Below are 16176 nucleotides of genomic sequence, written 5' to 3'. Positions count from 1 at the left end.
CGCGTCCGGCGGGGCGGTCACCGGGTCCGGTGGGCGGCGATCACCTCCGCGTAGTGGCGGCCGCTGGACTTCACGGTGCGCCGCTGGGTCGGGTAGTCCACGTGGACGAGGCCGAAGCGCTTGTCGTAGCCGTAGGCCCATTCGAAGTTGTCCAGCAGCGACCAGGCGTAGTAGCCGGCGAGGGGGGCGCCGCGGCGGGCGGCGCGGGCGCAGGCGGCGAGGTGGGCGGTCAGGTAGGCGGCGCGTTCCGGGTCGTGGACGCTGCCGTCGGGGGCGACGGCGTCGGGGTAGGAGGAGCCGTTCTCGGTGACGTGGATGCGGCGGGCGCCGTACTCGTCGGTGAGGCGCATGAGCAGGGTTTCGATGCCGCTCGCGTCGACCTCCCAGTCCATGCCGGTGCGGGGGACGCCGGGGCGGTCGATCTGGCGGGCGTGGGGGGCGGGGCCGTCCGGGTCGGCGGTGACGGTCTGCGGGAAGTAGTAGTTGAGGCCGGTCCAGTCGAGGGGGGCGCCGATGACGTCGAGGTCGCCGGGGCGTTCGGGCAGGTCGACCCCGTACACCTCGCGCATGTCGGCGGGGAAGCCGCGGCCGTGGACGGGGTCGAGCCACCAGCGGTTGACGTGGCCGTCCATGCGGCGGGCGGCCGCCCGGTCGGCGTCGCCCGGGGTGGCGGGTTCGATGGTGGACAGGTTGTTGACGATGCCGATCCGCGCGCCGGGGGCGGCGGCGCGGACGGCGGCGGTGGCCAGGCCGTGGCCGAGGAGGAGGTGGTAGGAGGCGCGGACGGCGGCGGTCAGGTCGGTCAGGCCGGGCGCCATCCTGCCCTCCAGGTGGCCGATCCAGGCGGAGCACAGCGGCTCGTTGAGGGTGGCCCACTCGGTGACGCGGTCGCCGAGGCGACCGGCGACCAGGCCGGCGTACGAGGCGAAGTGCTCGGCGGTGGCCCGTTCGGGCCAGCCGCCGCGGTCCTGGAGGGCCTGGGGCAGGTCCCAGTGGTAGAGGGTGACGGAGGGGGCGATGCCGGCGGCGAGGAGTCCGTCGACGAGGCGGTCGTAGAAGTCGAGGCCCTTGGCGTTGACCGGGCCGTCGCCGCCGGGGACCACGCGCGGCCAGGCCACGGAGAACCGGTAGGCGTTGGTGCCCAGTTCCTTCATGAGGGCGATGTCCTCCTGCCACCGGTGGTAGTGGTCGCAGGCGGTGTCGCCGTTGTGGCCGCCGTCGACGGCTCCGGGGGTGCGGGAGAAGGTGTCCCAGATGGAGGGGGCGCGGCCGTCCTCGTCGACGGCGCCCTCGATCTGGTAGGCGGAGGTGGCGGTGCCCCAGACGAAGTCGCGGGGCAGGGCGGCGAGGTCGACGGCGTGGCTGGTGGTGACGAAACGGGTTTGGGAAAGGGTCACTTGACGGCTCCTGCTGTGAGTCCGGCCACCAAGTACCGCTGAAGCAGCAGGAATCCGGCGACGACGGGGATGCTGACGACGAGCGAGGCGGCCATGATCTGGTTCCAGTACACGTCGTTCTGCGTGGAGTAGCCCTGGAGGCCGATGGCGAGGGTGCGGGTGGTGTCGTTGGTCATGACCGAGGCGAACAGCACCTCGCCCCAGGCGGTCATGAAGGCGTACACGGCGACGGCGACGATGCCGGGTACGGCGGCGGGGACGACGACGCGGAACAGGGCGCCGAGGGGGCCGCAGCCGTCGACGGTGGCGGCTTCGTCGAGTTCGCGGGGGACCGAGTCGAAGTAGCCGATGAGCATCCAGATGGAGAAGGGGAGGGAGAAGGTCAGGTAGGTGAGGACGAGTCCGCCGCGGGAGCCGTAGAGGGCGACGCCCGTGGTGTTGCCGATGTTGACGAAGATCAGGAAAAGCGGCAGGAGGAAGAGGATCCCCGGGAACATCTGGGTGGACAGCACCGTGACGGTGAACACCCGCTTGCCGCGGAACCGGTAGCGGCTGACGGCGTAGGCCGCGAAGACGGCGATGACCACGGACAGGACGGTGGCGGCGCCGGCGACGATCAGGGAGTTGAGGAAGTACTTGGCGAGCGGGATGGTGTGCCAGATGTCGGCGTACGGACGGACGGTGAGCCCGCTGGGGATCCAGCGGAACTGGCCGGCCACGTCCTCCAGCGGCTTGAGGGAGCTGGTGACCATCACGTAGACGGGCAGCGCCACGAAGCCGGCGAGCAGGGTGAGGAAGACGGCCCGCACCGCCCTGAACGAGGCGGGCGGGTCGAGCGGGCTGCGCGTCCGCGTCCGTGTTCGCGTTCGTGTTCGCGTGTCAGTGGGCATCGGATTTCCTCCGTCCGCGCGTGGTGACCAGCAGGTACACGGCGGTGACCAGCAGCAGGAAGAGCAGCAGCAGGACCGACATGGCCGATCCGGTGCCGAAGTTCCAGGTGACGAAGCTGGACTGGTAGATGTGGATGGAGACCAGGTCGGCGGCCTCGGGGGCGGACTTGCCGAAGAGGACGAACGGTGTGTTGAAGTCGTTGAAGGTCCACAGGAACAGCACCAGGAGCAGGACCTGGTTGACCGCTCCGACGGAGGGCAGGGTGATCCGCCGGATCTGCTGCCAGACGCCGGCGCCGTCGAGGGCGGCGGCCTCGTACAGCTCCCGGGGGACGTTCTGGAGCGCGGCCGTCACGATGAGGAAGGCGAACGGCCAGCCCTTCCAGACGGAGACGACGAGCAGGGCCCAGAAGCTGTTGTCGCCGAGCAGCCAGAAGGTGTGTTCGGCGCCACCGATGCCGAGCTGGTCGTGCAAGACGTGGTTGACCAGGCCGTTGTCCCGCTGGAACATGAACGACCAGGTGATGACGGCCGCGTAGACGGGCAGGGCGTACGGGACCAGGAACAGCGCCCGCAGGAACCCCCGGCCGCGGAAGTGCTCCTGCGTGAACACGGCGGCGGCGGTGCCCAGGAGCCAGCACAGGCCGACGGACAGCAGGGTGAACAGGCAGGTCGTGAGGAAGGACCCGAGCAGGGCCTCACCGACGGGCCGGTCGACGTCGACGGCGAGTTCGTAGTTGTCGAAGCCCGTCCAGGGGGCGCCGGTCCAGTCGCGGATGTGGAACTGGGTGAGCTCCCGGAAGCTCGCCACGATGCCCATCGCCATGGGGACGAGGTGGACGAGCAGTTCGAGGAGGAGTGCGGGCAGGAGCAGCAGGTAGGGCAGGGCGGCGCGGCGGGCGCGGGCGCCGCGGCGGACCCGGCGGGCGGTGCGCCGCACCGGGCCGGCCGCGGGTGGTGGCAGGGGCGGGGTCGCGGCCGGTACGGGGGGCGCGGACGGTGAGACGGTCATCGCGGGCGGCTCAGTTCGCCATCTGCTGCTGGGCCTTGGTGAGCTTCGCCCGCACCGATTCGGTGGTGACGGGGCGCCCTGCGGCGGCCTCGGCGAACAGTTCCTTCACGGCGGTGCCCACGGCGGTCTCGAACTGGGACTCCTCGGGGACCTGCGGGAGGGGTGCGGCGCTGGTGCCGAGGGTTTCGCGCAGCACGGTGAGGTCGTCGGTGGCGAAGGCGGGGTCGCTCTGGGCGGCCTTGACCGGCGGGATGGACCCGTAGGTCTTGTTGAGGAGCTTCTGCTCCTCGTCGCTGGTCATGAACTTCACGAACTTCAGGGCGCCGTCGATGTTGTCGGTGTTCCTGAAGACGGCCAGGTTGATCCCGGCGACCATGGAGTTGGTGTTCCGGCCGCTGCCGGGGGTGCCTCCGGCCGGGACGGGGACGGGGGCGACCCCCCAGTCGCCGTCCTTCATGCCGTTGGCCTTGAAGCTGGTGGCCGCGTTCTGCCACAGGACCATCGCGGTCCTGCCGTTGGCGAAGTCCTGGAGAGACTGGTTCTTGTCATACTCGGCGTTCCCCGGGGCGATGATCTTGTCCTTGGCCATGAGGTCGACGTACTGCTTGACGGCCTCGACGTTGCCCGGGCTGTCGAAGGTGGGCTTGCCGGAGGCGTCGAAGAAGGCGGCGCCGTGCTGCTGGGAGAAGACGAAGGCCTGGTGGATGTTGTTGGAGAGGTTGGCCCCCTCGGCGCCCAGCGCCCACTTTCCGTCCTTGGACAGCAGCCGGCCGGTGGTGACCATCTCGTCCCAGGTGGCGGGCGGCTTCTCGATGCCCGCTTCCCGGAACATCTTCTTGTTGTAGTAGAGCGCGTACGACATGGAGTAGAGGGGGACGGCGGCCGGGTCCTGGCCGGTGGCGCCGGCCGATCCGATGGCGGAGGCGACGAAGCGGTCCTTGCCCCCGATGGCGTCGAAGTGCTCGGCGTCCCAAGGCAGCAGGGCGCCGGTGGCCTGGAGCGAGGAGGACCAGGTGTTGCCGATGTTGAGGACGTCCGGGCCCTGGCCGGAGGCGGTGGCGGCGAGGATCCGGTTGAGCAGGTCCGACCAGGGGACGACTTCGAGCTTGACCTTGATGCCGGTCTGCTGCTCGAACTTCTTGAGCTCGGGGCCGAGGGCCGCCTCGTCCGCCGCGATGTCGGGGCCCTGGTTGGAGGCCCAGTAGGTGAGCTCCTTGGGGGCGGTGTTGGTTCCGCCCCCGCCGTCCGCGGTGCCGCCGCCGCAGGCGGTGGCGGTGACGGCGAGGAGGGAGACGGTCACGGCGGCGGCAGCGGCTCGGGTTCTACGCATGGCGGATCGGCCCCTTTCGGCAGGGTCGTGGGAAGGCCGGCACGCCGGGCCCCGGGTGTCGTCGGCCAGTGACCTCGGCAGCACCTGTTGCGTCCAGGCCTTAATTTAGGACGTGAGTTAAGCCTCGCGAAAGGGTCGCGTCAAGGGGTCGCGCAGGGGTATGTTGCGAGCGAAGTCACGGCGGAAGGAGCCAGATGACCACGGGGCGTAGCGGACGTACGGTGCGGGACCTGCGGCGCGGTAACCGCAGCGCCGTCCTGCGGCGGTTGTACTTCGGCGGACCGATGAGCCGGCAGGAACTGGGGCCCGAGACCGGGCTGAGCTCGGGCTCCGTCAGCAACGTCGTGGGTGAGCTCGTCGCGGACGGACTGCTGGAGGAGGCCGGGATCGTCGACTCCGACGGCGGCCGGCCGCGCACCCTGCTGCGGGTGGCCCCCGGCAGCGCCCACATGATCGGGGTGGACGTCGGCGAAACCCGGGTGCGGGTCGAGCTGTTCGACCTCACCCTGACCGAACTGGCCCGCACCGAACTACCGTTGCTGCCGCGCGGCTGCTACGACGTCGGCCCGATCGTGGACCACGTACGGACCGGCATCGCCACCGTCCTCGCCGACGCCGGCGTCGGCACGGACCGCCTGCTGGGCGTCGGCGTGGGCGTCCCGGGCATCGTGGACCGCGAGGCACCCGGCGGAACGGTGGTGCACGGACAGACGATCGGCTGGGACGCGGTACCGCTGGAAGCGCTGCTCCGCGCGACGAAGGCCCTCCCGGAGGAGGTCCCGTACCTCATCGACAACGGCGCGCGGACCCTGGGCCAGGCCGAGATGTGGTTCGGGGCGGGCCGGGGCGCACGGGAGGCGGTCGTGGTCCTCTTCGGGTCGGGCGTCGGCGCGAGCCTGATCACCGACGGCTCGGGCACCGCCCTGGAGTGGGGGCACTTGACGGTGTCCGTGGGGGGCCGCCGCTGCCGGTGCGGGGCGCGGGGCTGCCTGGAGGCGTACACCGGGGCGGAGTCGGTCCTCGCCCGGTGGGCCGAGCGGGGCGGGAATCCGGGCCGGGGGAACGGCGGGGCCGACGAGGCCGAAGGGGTCGAAGGGGTCGAGGGGATCGACGAGGAGGAGGCGCTGGCGGCGCTGCTGGCGGCGGCGGACGGAGGCGACGCGCTCGCGCTGGAGGTCCTGGAGGAGACGGCGGAGTACCTGGGCGCCGGCCTGTCGGACCTGATCAACCTGTTCCGGCCGGAGCGGATCCTCATCGGCGGCTGGGCCGGCCTGCTGCTGGGCCCGCACGTCCTCCCGGCGGTCCGGGAGCACGCGACGCGCTACTCGCTGCGGCACCCGGCGGCCCGGGTCTCCATCGACCTGGGCTCCCTCGGCCCGGACGCGGTCACCGTGGGCGCGGCGACGCTCCCCCTGTCGGCCTTCTTCGCCGCGGGCGGCCGCCGCACCCTCCCGGAACGCCCGCCCGAACAGCCGGGCTGGCAGACGGCGCTGGAGGTCCGGAGCACGACGGCCACGTGACCGGGCTGAGCGGACCCGGGGCGGGCGCCGGGCCGACGCGGGGCTGATCCGCCCGCGGCCTCCGCCGCGCTCCCGTCGAGGTGGACGTCGAGTCAGCCCGGGCCGGGATGCCTTGGCCGCGCTCGAATCTTCGAAGCCGACCACCGCCACGTCCTGCGGGGTCCGGCGCCGGCATTGCCGCAGCACCAGGCAGGCCCCCCTGGGCCGTGCGGCCGTCCGTCGCGAACAACACCCCGTCCGGGTAAGGCGTTCCGGATGTTGTGCTTCCGCTGCTGAATGTAGTACTTCTTATACATGAGCGAGCAGGTGCACAACAGGCTGGCGGTGGTCCGCGCCGAGCGGAAGGTGTCGCGACAGGCACTGGCCGAGGCAGTGGGCGTCCACTACCAGACCATCGGCTACATCGAGCGCGGGCAGTACAACCCCAGCCTCGACCTGGCCCTGAAGGTGGCCCGTTTCTTCGGTCTGCCGGTGGAGGCGCTGTTCTCCCTGGAGCCGTTCCAGCCGCTCACCGACGAGGTCTACGGGAGGAAGCAATGACGACCACGACGCGCTACGACCGGCGCATGTACACCCTGATGAACGACCGCCGGGCGGCGGCGGTCTATGCCACGACGGGACGCCGCCGACTGCTGGTCGGGACGCACATGGCCCTCACCGCGGTCGGGGTGGGAGCGTGGATCGCCACGGTCTTCGGCCCCGGACTCGGGCCGGCCGTCGTGGTCGCCGTCGCACTGCTGCCCTGGGTCCTGCTCACCGGCATGCTCAACGGGGCCACGCGCGGACTGCTCGAACTGCGCGGCCGGATGCTGGACGAGAGGCAGCTCGTCGAGCGCGACCGGGTACGGGCGCTGGCCCACCGCATCACCCTGTGGCTGCTGGTCGCCGCCGCGTTCGGCACCGGCGCCCACAGCGCCCTGACGGACACTCCGCTCCAGGCAGCCGCGACCCCGTTGCTCTTCGGCGTCCTCGCCGTGCACTGGATGATGCCGCTGTGGGTGGCGGGGCTGCGGGTCCAGGACGACCTGACCGACGACGAGTCGTAGGCCCGGGCACGGGCCGGACGCCGCCCGTCCGACGCGTTCACGCGCCGGACGGGGGCCGCGGACCGCGGCGCCCTGAGGCTCCGCCCCGCCGGCCACCGGCCTCACTCGAACTCCGTACCCCCCTTGCGCGTCAGGTAGCCGGGGCTGACCGCCTTCGCGATGGCGCGGCCGCCGACCACGGGGCTGTAGCGCTCCGGTACCGGCCGGATGACGACGCCCTCGCGCAGGTGCAGGCTCCGCCCCGAGACGGTCTCCCGGCCGGTGGCCAGCTCCAGTACGGTCTCCAGGGCGTACGGCCCCTCGAACAGCCTGGGTACCAGCGGCAGTTCACCCTCCTCCAGCACCTCGGCCGGGTCCAGCCAGCGCACCTGCCCGTCGATCTCCGCCGACACGTCGAAGACGGCGTAGCCGGGCGGCGCGTCGGCGGCCCCCGCCAGCGCCCCGTACGCCAGGTCCTGCACCCCGGCCCCGTACACCTCCCCGAAGACGCCGACCCGGCTCGCGCCCAGCCGTTCGGCCAGCCGCGCCGCGACGTCCGGTACGCCGTGGCCGCGTACGGCACGCCAGTACACGTTCCGCTCGTCCTCCTTGAGCGCCAGGCCCTTGGAACCGTGGCCCTTCGAGGACACGAGGACCCGCTTCTCCTCGGCGACGTACGTCAGCAGGCAGGCCGTGCCGTGGAGCTTCTCGGTCAGGACCACCGTCTCACCGGGTTCGAAGATGTGCGGGTAGCGTTGGAGGTTCTCCACGTCCACCCAGGGCAGCAGATCGGGGGCCGACTCGACGTCGCCGTTCATCGTCGTCGGGACGGGCGGGGACCACTTGACGATGCCCAGCGCCCCGGCGAAGTCGACGCCCTCCCGCGCGGCCGACGCGAGGTCCACGCCGTCCAGGGCGCGCGGACGGCACACCAGCCCCTGCGAGAGCTCGCCCCGCAGCCGGACGGCCTTGACCCGGTCGGCGGCGCTGCCGGCCAGCCGCCCGGTCAGACCCAGCTCCTCGATCAACTCGGCTGGCAGTACGGCTTGTTCGGGTATATAGAGGGCCAAGTCGCCGGTCCGGTAGACGCCTTTGGCGACGACGGCGCGGTAGAGGCCCACTTGGGCCAGTTCCAGCGCATCGGCGTTCGGATGGTCGTGGACGGTCAGCTCTTCGACGGTCACGCGCAGGGTGGACATGGTGCGGCTCCTCGGGTTCCGGCACGGTCGGATACCGGTACGGCTACGGGTACGGGGGCGGGGGACGTCGGGGACGGCCCGCCACGCCCGACCACTCTCCACGCCGCCATTCACGCTGGTCCAGCGGATATCGGGGGTGTTAGCCTGCGCCGCGCCCGACCCCCCGCACGGGGCCGCGGCCCACGGCCCGCCCCAGGAGGTTCACATGACACGTCGTCCGGTCACGGTCGTCACCGGCGGCAGCCGGGGCATCGGTGCGGCCACCTGCGTACGGCTCGCCGGCGAAGGCCACGACCTGGTGCTCGGCTACGCCCGCGACGAGGCCGCCGCGGAGTCCACGGCCGAGCGCGCCCGGGCGGCGGGCGCCCGCTGCGTGACGGTACGCGGTGACACCTCCGAGGAGTGTGCCGTGGAGCGGCTCTTCGACATCGCGGGCGCCGAGTTCGGGGTGGTCACCGGCCTGGTGAACAATGCCGGGGTGACCGGTCCGCTGGGCCGTCTCGCCGACGCCCGCACCGAGGACCTGCGGCGCGTGGTGGAGGTGAACCTCCTCGGGTACCTGCTGTGCTGCCGCCGGGCCGCCCGGGACATGGCGGAGGGCGGCGGCGGAGCCATCGTGAACGTCTCCTCGGCGGCGGCGACGCTCGGCAGCCCCGGCGACTACGTCCACTACGCGGCCACCAAGGCCGGTGTCGACACCCTCACCGTCGGCCTGTCCAAGGAGCTCGGACCGGACCGGATCCGGGTCAACGGCGTGTCCCCGGGCATCATCGAGACCGACATGCACGCGGCGATGGGCGACCCCGACCGGCCGGCCCGGGCCGCGGCCGGGATCCCGCTGGGGCGGGCGGGGCGGCCCGACGAGGTGGCCGGAGCCATCGCCTGGCTCCTGTCCGAGGACGCCTCGTACACGACGGGCGCGATCCTGCGGGTGTCCGGCGGCAGATGAGCCCGTACGGTCACGGCACTAGGGCCTGTCGTCAAACTCCCGTCGTCGCCCGGAGGGCGGCCCTGCGGCGTCTGGTGCGTGCTCTCGGTGCGCCGGGCGGAAGCCCGCGTACTGGACGTACTTGGCTTTCGCCCGGTGCGGCGAGAGCGCGTGCCAGGCGTCGCGGGGCAGACGGGAGTTTGACGACAGGCCCTAGCCGAAGGCCGCGCGGGTCGCCGGGCCGTAGACGCCGTGGGGGTCGCCCTTGATGCCGCGGTCGCGCTGGAGCTGGGCGACGCCCCGCTGGGTCTGCCCGTCGTAGACGCCGGTGGTCGAGACGTACGTGAACCCCTGCCCGTAGAGCCGTTCCTGAAGGGCCCGCACCTCGGGGCCGCGGTCTCCGGGGCGCAGCGTGCCGGAGGTACCGGCGGCGGGCTTCGCGGGCGCGGTGGTGGGCGGCCGCGGGCTCGCCGCCGGGGTCGTGGGCGGCGGGGTGGGGAGGGCCGGCGCGGTGGAGGCGGCCGGTGCCGGGGCGGGGGTGCCCGCGGTGGCGGAGCCGGAGGGGGCGGCGCTGGCCGCGGGGTCCGGTTCGGCCGTGTCGCCGGTGTCCGGGCTGCGGGCCGGCAGCGCGGGGACGGACAGCCCGGGCGGGGTGACGGCCCGCGCGGGCGGCGGCTCCGGGGAGCGCAGCAGGACCACGAGGGCGCCCGCCGCGGCGAGGGCGAGCAGCGCGAGCGCCGCCAGCGGCCGCCGGCTTCCGCGCCGCCCCTCGACGCGGGGCATCCCGGTCGGCGCCACCGGGCCGGTCGGGGCCGAAGCCGGTACGGCGGCCGTCGTCAGGCCCAGCGGCCAGGCGGGGGTCGTGGCGCGGGCCGGTGGCGCGGGCGGGGTGACGTAGGGGCGTACGAGCAGGCGGTCGTCGGGAACGAGCCCGCTCTCCTCGGTGTGGTGGGACACGATGGCTCCGGACTTGGGTGTCTTGCCGGTCAGGGCGGGCCGGGGAAGGGGCGGGCTTCCCGGCGGGCGGAGGTGAGGACGGGGGCCGGTGCGGCGGTGCGGGACCGGCCCCCGTCCGGCCCGTCAGGCCCTGCGCCGCCGGGCGACCAGGACCATGCCCGCGCCGGCGGCCAGTACCGCGGCCCCGCCGATGGCGAGGGGGACCGCCATGCCGGCGCCGGTCAGCGCGAGGTCGCCGCCGGGGCCGCCCGGGCCGGCGGCCGGAACGGCGGACGGGCCCGGCTGCCGGGAGGACGGCGAGACCGCCGGAGAGGCCGTCGGGGGCGCGGCACTCGACCCGGTGGCGGAAGCGGACCCGGGAGCGGAAGCGGAGGCGGAGGCGACGGGCTGCCGGGAAGGGCCGGCCTCCGTCTGGGGCCGGACCCCGTCCTCGGCGGGAAGGGGGTCCGGAGCGGCGGGGAGGCAGCCCGTGAACGGGTGGTGGCGCGTCTCGGCACTGCCCTTGCCGGTGAGGGACCGGGCGATGACGGTGCCGTCGACCGGACCTCCTTCGCCCAGGTCGAAGGAGGCGTGGGGCGCGAGCACGGTTCCCGGCCACGCGTGGGCACCGCTCTTGACGATCTTCGTGGCCTCGGGGAAGTTCCACAGCAGCCGCGACAGGACCGGGCCGTCCTCCCCCTCGTCCTCGGTCGCGTCCCCGCCGTCCCCGCCGTCCTGCGCGTCCTGGAAGCGGAAGCCGCCGCTGCCCGCCGCGGCCTGGTCGTACGTCACTCCGGTGACGTTGACCACCGTGACCGCGCCCGCCGGGACGTCGAGGTGGACCTCCTTCGCCCTCTCCAGGTCTGCGGCCGGTACGACGAAGGCGTTGTACCGGGAGTCGGTTCCGGTCAGCCGCAGGCGTCCGCCGCGCAGGCTCCGGTCGGTGTCCTCCGGGCTCACGCCGGCGAGGGCCGCCGAGGTCTTGCGCAGGGCGGTGAACTCGGCGGCGAAGTCGACGGGCGAGGGGCCCTTGGCCAGCTCGCCTCGGGGCGCTTCGGCGACCCCGTTCAGGGTGCCGCCGTAGGTGCCGTTGCCCTTCGCCACGCGCACCTCGCCCGTCACGCCGCCCGCCACGAGCAGGGCGTTGCCTCCGGGCAGGGCGGAGATCCGCTCCGGGCTCAGTTCCCGGCCGACGGTGAACCCGCCCCGGAAGTCGGCGTTCCCGCCGACCGCGACGGCGCCCTCGGCGCCGCGGGTGTGGCGGGCGTCGCCCTCGATGAACTCGCCGTACTGGCGGGCCACGCCCAGCACGTTGGCGCACGTGTCGCCCGCCGGGACGGCCCGGTCGAGGGCGGCCGCTCCGCGGGATGCCGCGTGGGGGCCGGTGAGAGCGAGTACGAGGGAACCGCCGACGAGGGTGGGGGCGAGCACGGAACGGACGGATATCGGCATGAGGAGCATCTCCGAGGGGCAGCCCTTACGGCGGTTCTTGATCGGACTCTTTCCCTCCAGGACCACTCCGGTCAAGCCGGATGTCCGATCCGCCCCATCCATCCGTTCCGTACGGGACGGACCCGACTCCGGTGGCTTCCGGCGGCACCGGGGTTCCACCGCCCCGCTGTGCGGGTGCCGGCTTCGGGGAGCCGCTCAGCGGTCGGAGGCCGGGGCGTTCCCGGACCGCTCCGGCGCCGCGTCGGCCGGGCGGCCGAGCGGGTGGTCGGGTACGCCGGGGACCGGCCCCGCCGGGTGCCGGCACGCCGCCGCCACGGTGAGGGCGGCGAGCAGCATGAGCGCGGCCCCCGTGAGCGGGGCGGCGGTGACGGAGACGCGGTCCACGGCGAGTCCGCCGGCGAGCGCGCCCGCCGCGATCGCGAAGTTGAACATCGCCACCATCAGGGAGGAGGCGGCCTCGGAGGCCCGGGGCGCGGCCCCCAGCATCCAGCCCTGGAGGCTGACGGAGACCCCGCCGTACACGAGGCCCCAGACGAGCAGCAGGGCGGTCCCGGCGGCGGCTCCGGGCAGGACGGCGATCAGCGCGAGGACGAGGGTCAGGGTGGCGCTGACGGTGAGCAGCGTACGGCGCGCGTCGCGCGGCCCGGCCAGGAAGTTGCCGGCGACTCCGGCGACGCCGTAGCCGAGGAGGAGGGTGCTGACGAACCCGGGCTCGATGCCGGAGACGTCCCGCAGGATCGGACTGACGAAGGTGTAGGCGGCGAACTGGCCGGTCACCACGAGGAAGGTGACGGCCACCCCGGCGCGGACCCCGCGGTTGCGGCGGAGCAGGCCGGGCAGTTCGGCGAGGGCGACGGGCCGGGTCGGGGGCAGTGGGGGCAGCAGCAGGAGCAGGGCCGCCAGGGTGAGGGCCCCGAGGACGCCGACGGCGGCGAAGGCGGTGCGCCAGCCGCCGAGTTCACCGAGCAGGGTGCCCGCGGGAACACCGAGCACGGAGGCGGTGGGGACGCCGCCGAAGACGACGGCCGTGGCCCGGCCGACGTGGCGGGCGGGGACCAGGCGGACGGCGAGTCCGCCCGCCACGGCCCAGAACCCGCCGACGCTGACGCCGACGAGCAGCCGGGCGGCCAGCACCACGGCGAAGGACGGGGCGACGGCGGCGGCGAGGTTGGCGACGGCCATCAGGGCGATGAGCAGGCACAGGACGCGTCGCCGGTCGGCCCGGGCGGCGCCGACGGTGACGAGCGGGGCGCAGAACCCGGCGACGATCCCGGGCACGGTGACCATCAGCCCGGCGGTCCCCTCGGACACCCCGAGCGCGGCACCGACGGGCGTGAGCAGCCCGACGGGCAGCAACTCGGAGGTGATCAGCCCGAAGATGCCGAGCGAAACGGCCGCCACGGCCGCCCACCCCTTGGCCCCGCCCTCCGGACCCGTCCGGGGATCCGGCTCGGGGCGTGTCCCGGGGCGGGGTTCCGGCTGGGGTCCGGGATCCGGATCGGGGCGGGGTTCCGGGACGTCGGGCGCGGCGGGGAAGGGCATGGGCGGGACTCCGTACGGGCGGCGGACCGGCAGGGGTACGCGGCACGGCGGCACCGGGCGCCGGGGGTCGCGCCTCCCCCGTCGCCCGCGCTGCCGTGCCGTGCCGCTCGCGTTCACGCCCATTCTGCGACGGCCGCCGCCGGTTGCGGCAACCCCGTGCAGGATCGATTCGGCAACGACCGGCCCCGACCCGCCGTCACCCGGACGCGTGAGGTTCGGGCTTCGGCGGGCCGCCGACTACGGCATGGTGGTCGGATGCAGTTACGCCGGGCCGCCCTGCCCCTCTCCCTCCTCGCGCTCCTCGCGAGCGCCGGCTGCGTCTCCGTCGGCCCGGAGTCCGGCGCTCCCGGCCCGGTACGCGGTTCCGTACCGCCGCTGGGCCGGCCGGACGCTCCCGGGGGGCGGCGCTCCGACGACGGGCCGCCGGTGCTGTCCCTGCCGCTGGGCGAAATCCCCGACCCCGAATCCGAACCCCCGCCGGCGCGCGGCCGGGCGGCGGAACAGGAGGAGCGGGAGGACGGGCCGCCCGCCGCGCGCGCCCCGCGCAAGGCCGGGCCGCCCGCCGGGGCGCGGCACGCGAAACCCGCCGCGCCCCGGCGCGTCCGGCCGGTGAAGCCGACGCCGCCCCGCCCTCCCCGGCCGGCGGTGCCGCGTCTGCCCCGGGGGGAGGAACTGTGCGCCGCCGCGGAGGGCACCGTGCCGCCGTCGGTCGTCGACCTGTGCGTCCGCCAGTACGGCGGCCTCGGCCGCTGAGCCCATGACGCGCTGACCTGGCCCTCCGCGCCCTTCCACCCGGCAGACTTGACCCTCACACCGTGTCAGGCCGTCCACTGGAAGGCGTCATGTTCACCATCGGAGACTTCGCCAAACACGGCCGGGTGTCGGTCCGCATGCTGCGTCACTACGACGCCCTCGGACTGCTGCGCCCGGCCCGTGTCGACCCGGCGAGCGGCTACCGCTCCTACGAGGCCGGGCAGCTGGCCCGCCTCAACCGCCTCATCGCGCTCAAGGAGCTCGGCTTCACCCTGGAACAGGTGGGGGCCGTCCTCGACGAGAAGGTGGGCGCGGAGGAAATGCGCGGCATGCTGCGGCTGCGCCGGGCGGAACTGGAGACGGCCGTGGCCGAGGCGGCCGCACGCCTGAACCGGGTCGAGACGAGGCTCCGGACCATCGAGAGCGAGGGAACCGTGCCCACCGAAGAGATCGTAGTGAAGAGCCTGCCGCCCGTCCGGCTGGCCGAACTGACCGGAGTCGCGAGCAGCTTCGCCCCGCAGGACGTCGGGCCGGTCATCGGCCCGCTGTACGAGGAGCTGTGCCGCCGCTTCGAGGCCGCCGGGGTGGTTCCGGCCGGTCCGGGCATCGCCTCGTACGAGGACGCTCCGGACGCCCCGCCCGGCTCCGTGCTGGTGCACGCGGCGCTGCCCGTGGCGGCGGCCGTCCGCGGCGAGGACCTCGGGGGCGGGGTGCGGATCGTGGAGCTGCCCGGGGTCGAGCGGGCGGCGACGGTGGTGCACCGGGGCCCGATGGACGGCGTACTGACGACCGCGCAGGCCCTGGCCCGGTGGATCGACGCGCACGGCCACCGCAGCGCCGGGTACGCCCGCGAGCTGACCCTGGCCTGCCCGGAGGACCCGCAGGGGTGGGTCACCGAGCTTCAGGAACCGCTGGCCACCTGACGGGACCTCCCGGCGGGGGCTCCTGCCGGGCCGTCCGCGACGGGACCGCGACGGCGGCGGTCCCGGACGGACGCGCATCGCCGGGCCGTTCCCTCGCGGGCGGTCCGCAGCCGGCGCATCGCTCCGTGTCCGCGCCGCCGCCATTCGGTGACGGGGAGCCCGGCGCGCTGGCCGCCGCCGCTGATCAGGGCGTTGACCGGGGCGTGCGGATCGGCGGCCACGCCCTTGGCGATCAGCACCCCCACCACGAGCGGCACCAGGACCACGGCGAGCGCGGAGCCGGCGGTGGTCACGTGCCGCATGCGCGGCGGGTGCGTGGCGGACACGGCGTCCGCGGGGGTCCCTGAGGTCATGCCGTCATTGCATCAACGGCGGCGCTCCGGGGAATCGGGGCGGATACTCAGGCCGTTGCCGGTGAGGTACTCAGACGCACGGCGGAAGGGGTGGGGGCGATGGCCGGTCCGCAGGGCTTCGAGCCCGCGAGCGGCGACGGACCGCCGGTGGAGCCGGCCGCGCGGGCGGGCGAACTCCGCACGGCGTACGAGGGGCTGTTGCAGATCCGCCGCCTGCTGGGCGGCGGGGAGGGACGCCCCGCCCCGTGGGAGCTGCGGTCCGCACCCCGGTCGGTGGCGCTCGTACTGGAGGCGGCGGGTTTCCCGCCGTCGGCGGTGGACGCGCGGGGCGGGCGCTGCCGGACGGGCTACCGGGTGACCGCCGGCCCGGGCGGCGACCCGGCCGGAACCGGAACGGGCCGCACGCGCGCGGGCACGGACGCGGACGCGGACCGGGTGACGGTGACCTGGACCGGTCCGCCCGGGTCCGGCGCCGCCGGGGAGGAGCGGGAACGGCTGACGGCCTGCGCGGCGGAACTGGAACGGCACGGGTGGGAGTGCCTGCTGTACCGGGGGCCGCGCGGCCGGCGCTTCCTGGAGGTCGAACCGCCCCGTTGACCGGCCGACCCGGCGGGCGGTCAGGCCAGGGTGATCGCGTACAGGACCTCGCGTTCCTCCGGCGGCCCGAACACCGCCGCGTGCCCGATCGCGACGCCGTCCTCGACCACGCTGCGCACGGTGACACCTCGGTCTCGGGCAGCCCACCGTCTCCGACCACTTGCGCCTGCTCCGCCACCTCGTCACCGGCCGGCGCGACGGGCGCGGCGTGGTCTACGCCCTGCACGACGCGCACGTGAGCCACCTGCTCCCACGGCCCCCGGGCGTAGCCCGCACGCGCGAAGGGGGCGCGGACCGGTCCGGTCCGCGCCCCCGCCGT

At 74.3% G+C, this 16176-nt stretch carries 16 protein-coding genes; 7 read left to right on the top strand and 9 right to left on the bottom strand.

Features of this window, described 5'->3' with window-relative positions:
* Nucleotides 1–17: 17 nt before the first annotated feature.
* From AC07B0_RS06310 to AC07B0_RS06295, 4 genes are read right to left on the bottom strand one after another with little or no spacing between them, the layout of a single operon-like run.
* Nucleotides 18–1397, bottom strand: a complete 1380-nt coding sequence (locus AC07B0_RS06310) for a GH1 family beta-glucosidase (RefSeq protein WP_478896990.1) — start codon at nt 1395–1397, stop codon at nt 18–20.
* Nucleotides 1394–2287, bottom strand: a complete 894-nt coding sequence (locus AC07B0_RS06305) for a carbohydrate ABC transporter permease (RefSeq protein WP_469384948.1) — start codon at nt 2285–2287, stop codon at nt 1394–1396. Before AC07B0_RS06305 ends, AC07B0_RS06310 begins: the two co-directional genes overlap by 4 nt.
* Nucleotides 2277–3299, bottom strand: coding sequence for a carbohydrate ABC transporter permease (locus AC07B0_RS06300; protein ID WP_478896988.1), 1023 nt, complete (start codon nt 3297–3299; stop codon nt 2277–2279). Before AC07B0_RS06300 ends, AC07B0_RS06305 begins: the two co-directional genes overlap by 11 nt.
* A 10-nt stretch (nt 3300–3309) precedes the next feature.
* Nucleotides 3310–4629 carry an ABC transporter substrate-binding protein gene (locus AC07B0_RS06295; protein WP_478865784.1) on the bottom strand — a complete coding sequence of 440 codons (1320 nt, stop codon included), beginning with the start codon at nt 4627–4629 and terminating at the stop codon, nt 3310–3312.
* A gap of 194 nt (nt 4630–4823) precedes the next feature.
* Between AC07B0_RS06295 and AC07B0_RS06290 the strand changes: the two genes are divergently transcribed.
* The 3 genes from AC07B0_RS06290 (at nt 4824) to AC07B0_RS06280 (ending at nt 7195) form a co-directional block, all read left to right on the top strand.
* Complete coding sequence (locus AC07B0_RS06290; RefSeq protein WP_469384945.1) at nt 4824–6149, top strand: ROK family transcriptional regulator; 1326 nt, start codon at nt 4824–4826, stop codon at nt 6147–6149.
* A gap of 294 nt (nt 6150–6443) precedes the next feature.
* Nucleotides 6444–6689 (top strand): helix-turn-helix transcriptional regulator, encoded by a 246-nt coding sequence (locus AC07B0_RS06285; RefSeq protein ID WP_055639523.1) that lies wholly within the window; start codon nt 6444–6446, stop codon nt 6687–6689.
* Entirely contained in the window at nt 6686–7195 is a 510-nt protein-coding gene (locus AC07B0_RS06280; RefSeq protein ID WP_356883873.1) for a hypothetical protein, read from the top strand. Before AC07B0_RS06285 ends, AC07B0_RS06280 begins: the two co-directional genes overlap by 4 nt.
* 101 nt (nt 7196–7296) lie before the next feature.
* Here AC07B0_RS06280 and AC07B0_RS06275 read toward each other — a convergent pair whose 3' ends face one another.
* Nucleotides 7297–8373, bottom strand: a complete 1077-nt coding sequence (locus tag AC07B0_RS06275) for an RNA ligase (ATP) (protein WP_467292525.1) — start codon at nt 8371–8373, stop codon at nt 7297–7299.
* Between the two features lie 205 nt (nt 8374–8578).
* Here AC07B0_RS06275 and AC07B0_RS06270 point away from each other — a divergent pair, with 205 nt between their 5' ends.
* The gene (locus AC07B0_RS06270; protein ID WP_467292523.1) at nt 8579–9322 is read left to right on the top strand and encodes an SDR family oxidoreductase; all 744 of its coding nucleotides are present in this window, start codon (nt 8579–8581) and stop codon (nt 9320–9322) included.
* A gap of 192 nt (nt 9323–9514) precedes the next feature.
* On the opposite strand, the gene AC07B0_RS06265 is transcribed toward AC07B0_RS06270, so the two are convergent.
* The 3 genes from AC07B0_RS06265 to AC07B0_RS06255 all read right to left on the bottom strand — a co-directional run bounded on the left by AC07B0_RS06265 (nt 9515) and on the right by AC07B0_RS06255 (nt 13090).
* Entirely contained in the window at nt 9515–10258 is a 744-nt protein-coding gene (locus AC07B0_RS06265; RefSeq protein ID WP_478896985.1) for a peptidoglycan-binding domain-containing protein, read from the bottom strand.
* A 123-nt stretch (nt 10259–10381) separates the two neighbouring features.
* Nucleotides 10382–11689: a choice-of-anchor A family protein gene (locus AC07B0_RS06260; RefSeq protein ID WP_478896983.1), complete on the bottom strand. Its 1308-nt coding sequence runs from the start codon at nt 11687–11689 to the stop codon at nt 10382–10384.
* Nucleotides 11690–11884: 195 nt separating this feature from the next.
* Nucleotides 11885–13090, bottom strand: a complete 1206-nt coding sequence (locus tag AC07B0_RS06255) for an MFS transporter (protein ID WP_478896981.1) — start codon at nt 13088–13090, stop codon at nt 11885–11887.
* Nucleotides 13091–13486: 396 nt separating this feature from the next.
* Between AC07B0_RS06255 and AC07B0_RS06250 the strand changes: the two genes are divergently transcribed.
* Entirely contained in the window at nt 13487–13984 is a 498-nt protein-coding gene (locus tag AC07B0_RS06250; RefSeq protein ID WP_478896979.1) for a hypothetical protein, read from the top strand.
* Nucleotides 13985–14073: 89 nt separating this feature from the next.
* A complete protein-coding gene (locus AC07B0_RS06245) occupies nt 14074–14907 on the top strand; it encodes a MerR family transcriptional regulator (protein WP_478896977.1) in 834 nt (277 codons plus the stop codon).
* Here the strand turns inward: AC07B0_RS06245 and AC07B0_RS06240 are convergent.
* Nucleotides 14886–15260, bottom strand: a complete 375-nt coding sequence (locus AC07B0_RS06240) for a hypothetical protein (protein ID WP_467292514.1) — start codon at nt 15258–15260, stop codon at nt 14886–14888. The two genes, AC07B0_RS06245 and AC07B0_RS06240, sit on opposite strands and share 22 nt — an antisense overlap.
* 99 nt (nt 15261–15359) lie before the next feature.
* On the opposite strand from AC07B0_RS06240, the gene AC07B0_RS06235 reads away from it, so the two are divergent.
* Nucleotides 15360–15857 carry a hypothetical protein gene (locus tag AC07B0_RS06235; protein ID WP_469377350.1) on the top strand — a complete coding sequence of 166 codons (498 nt, stop codon included), beginning with the start codon at nt 15360–15362 and terminating at the stop codon, nt 15855–15857.
* The last annotated feature ends 319 nt before the right edge of the window (nt 15858–16176 follow it).

This window comes from Streptomyces sp. NPDC044704 (assembly GCF_056433525.1).
The sequence above is the reverse complement of the archived record's forward strand: the minus strand, read 5'-3'. Positions and strand labels throughout refer to the sequence as shown.

Bases quoted from the DNA above. Each gene is read 5' to 3' on its own strand.
- AC07B0_RS06305 (WP_469384948.1), bottom strand. From the start codon at position 2,287: ATGCCCACTGACACGCGAACACGAACGCGAACACGGACGCGGACGCGC.
- AC07B0_RS06300 (WP_478896988.1), bottom strand. From the start codon at position 3,299: ATGACCGTCTCACCGTCCGCGCCCCCCGTACCGGCCGCGACCCCGCCC.
- AC07B0_RS06295 (WP_478865784.1), bottom strand. From the start codon at position 4,629: ATGCGTAGAACCCGAGCCGCTGCCGCCGCCGTGACCGTCTCCCTCCTC.
- AC07B0_RS06290 (WP_469384945.1), top strand. From the start codon at position 4,824: ATGACCACGGGGCGTAGCGGACGTACGGTGCGGGACCTGCGGCGCGGT.
- AC07B0_RS06285 (WP_055639523.1), top strand. From the start codon at position 6,444: ATGAGCGAGCAGGTGCACAACAGGCTGGCGGTGGTCCGCGCCGAGCGG.
- AC07B0_RS06280 (WP_356883873.1), top strand. From the start codon at position 6,686: ATGACGACCACGACGCGCTACGACCGGCGCATGTACACCCTGATGAAC.
- AC07B0_RS06275 (WP_467292525.1), bottom strand. From the start codon at position 8,373: ATGTCCACCCTGCGCGTGACCGTCGAAGAGCTGACCGTCCACGACCAT.
- AC07B0_RS06270 (WP_467292523.1), top strand. From the start codon at position 8,579: ATGACACGTCGTCCGGTCACGGTCGTCACCGGCGGCAGCCGGGGCATC.
- AC07B0_RS06260 (WP_478896983.1), bottom strand. From the start codon at position 11,689: ATGCCGATATCCGTCCGTTCCGTGCTCGCCCCCACCCTCGTCGGCGGT.
- AC07B0_RS06250 (WP_478896979.1), top strand. From the start codon at position 13,487: ATGCAGTTACGCCGGGCCGCCCTGCCCCTCTCCCTCCTCGCGCTCCTC.
- AC07B0_RS06245 (WP_478896977.1), top strand. From the start codon at position 14,074: ATGTTCACCATCGGAGACTTCGCCAAACACGGCCGGGTGTCGGTCCGC.
- AC07B0_RS06240 (WP_467292514.1), bottom strand. From the start codon at position 15,260: ATGACCTCAGGGACCCCCGCGGACGCCGTGTCCGCCACGCACCCGCCG.
- AC07B0_RS06235 (WP_469377350.1), top strand. From the start codon at position 15,360: ATGGCCGGTCCGCAGGGCTTCGAGCCCGCGAGCGGCGACGGACCGCCG.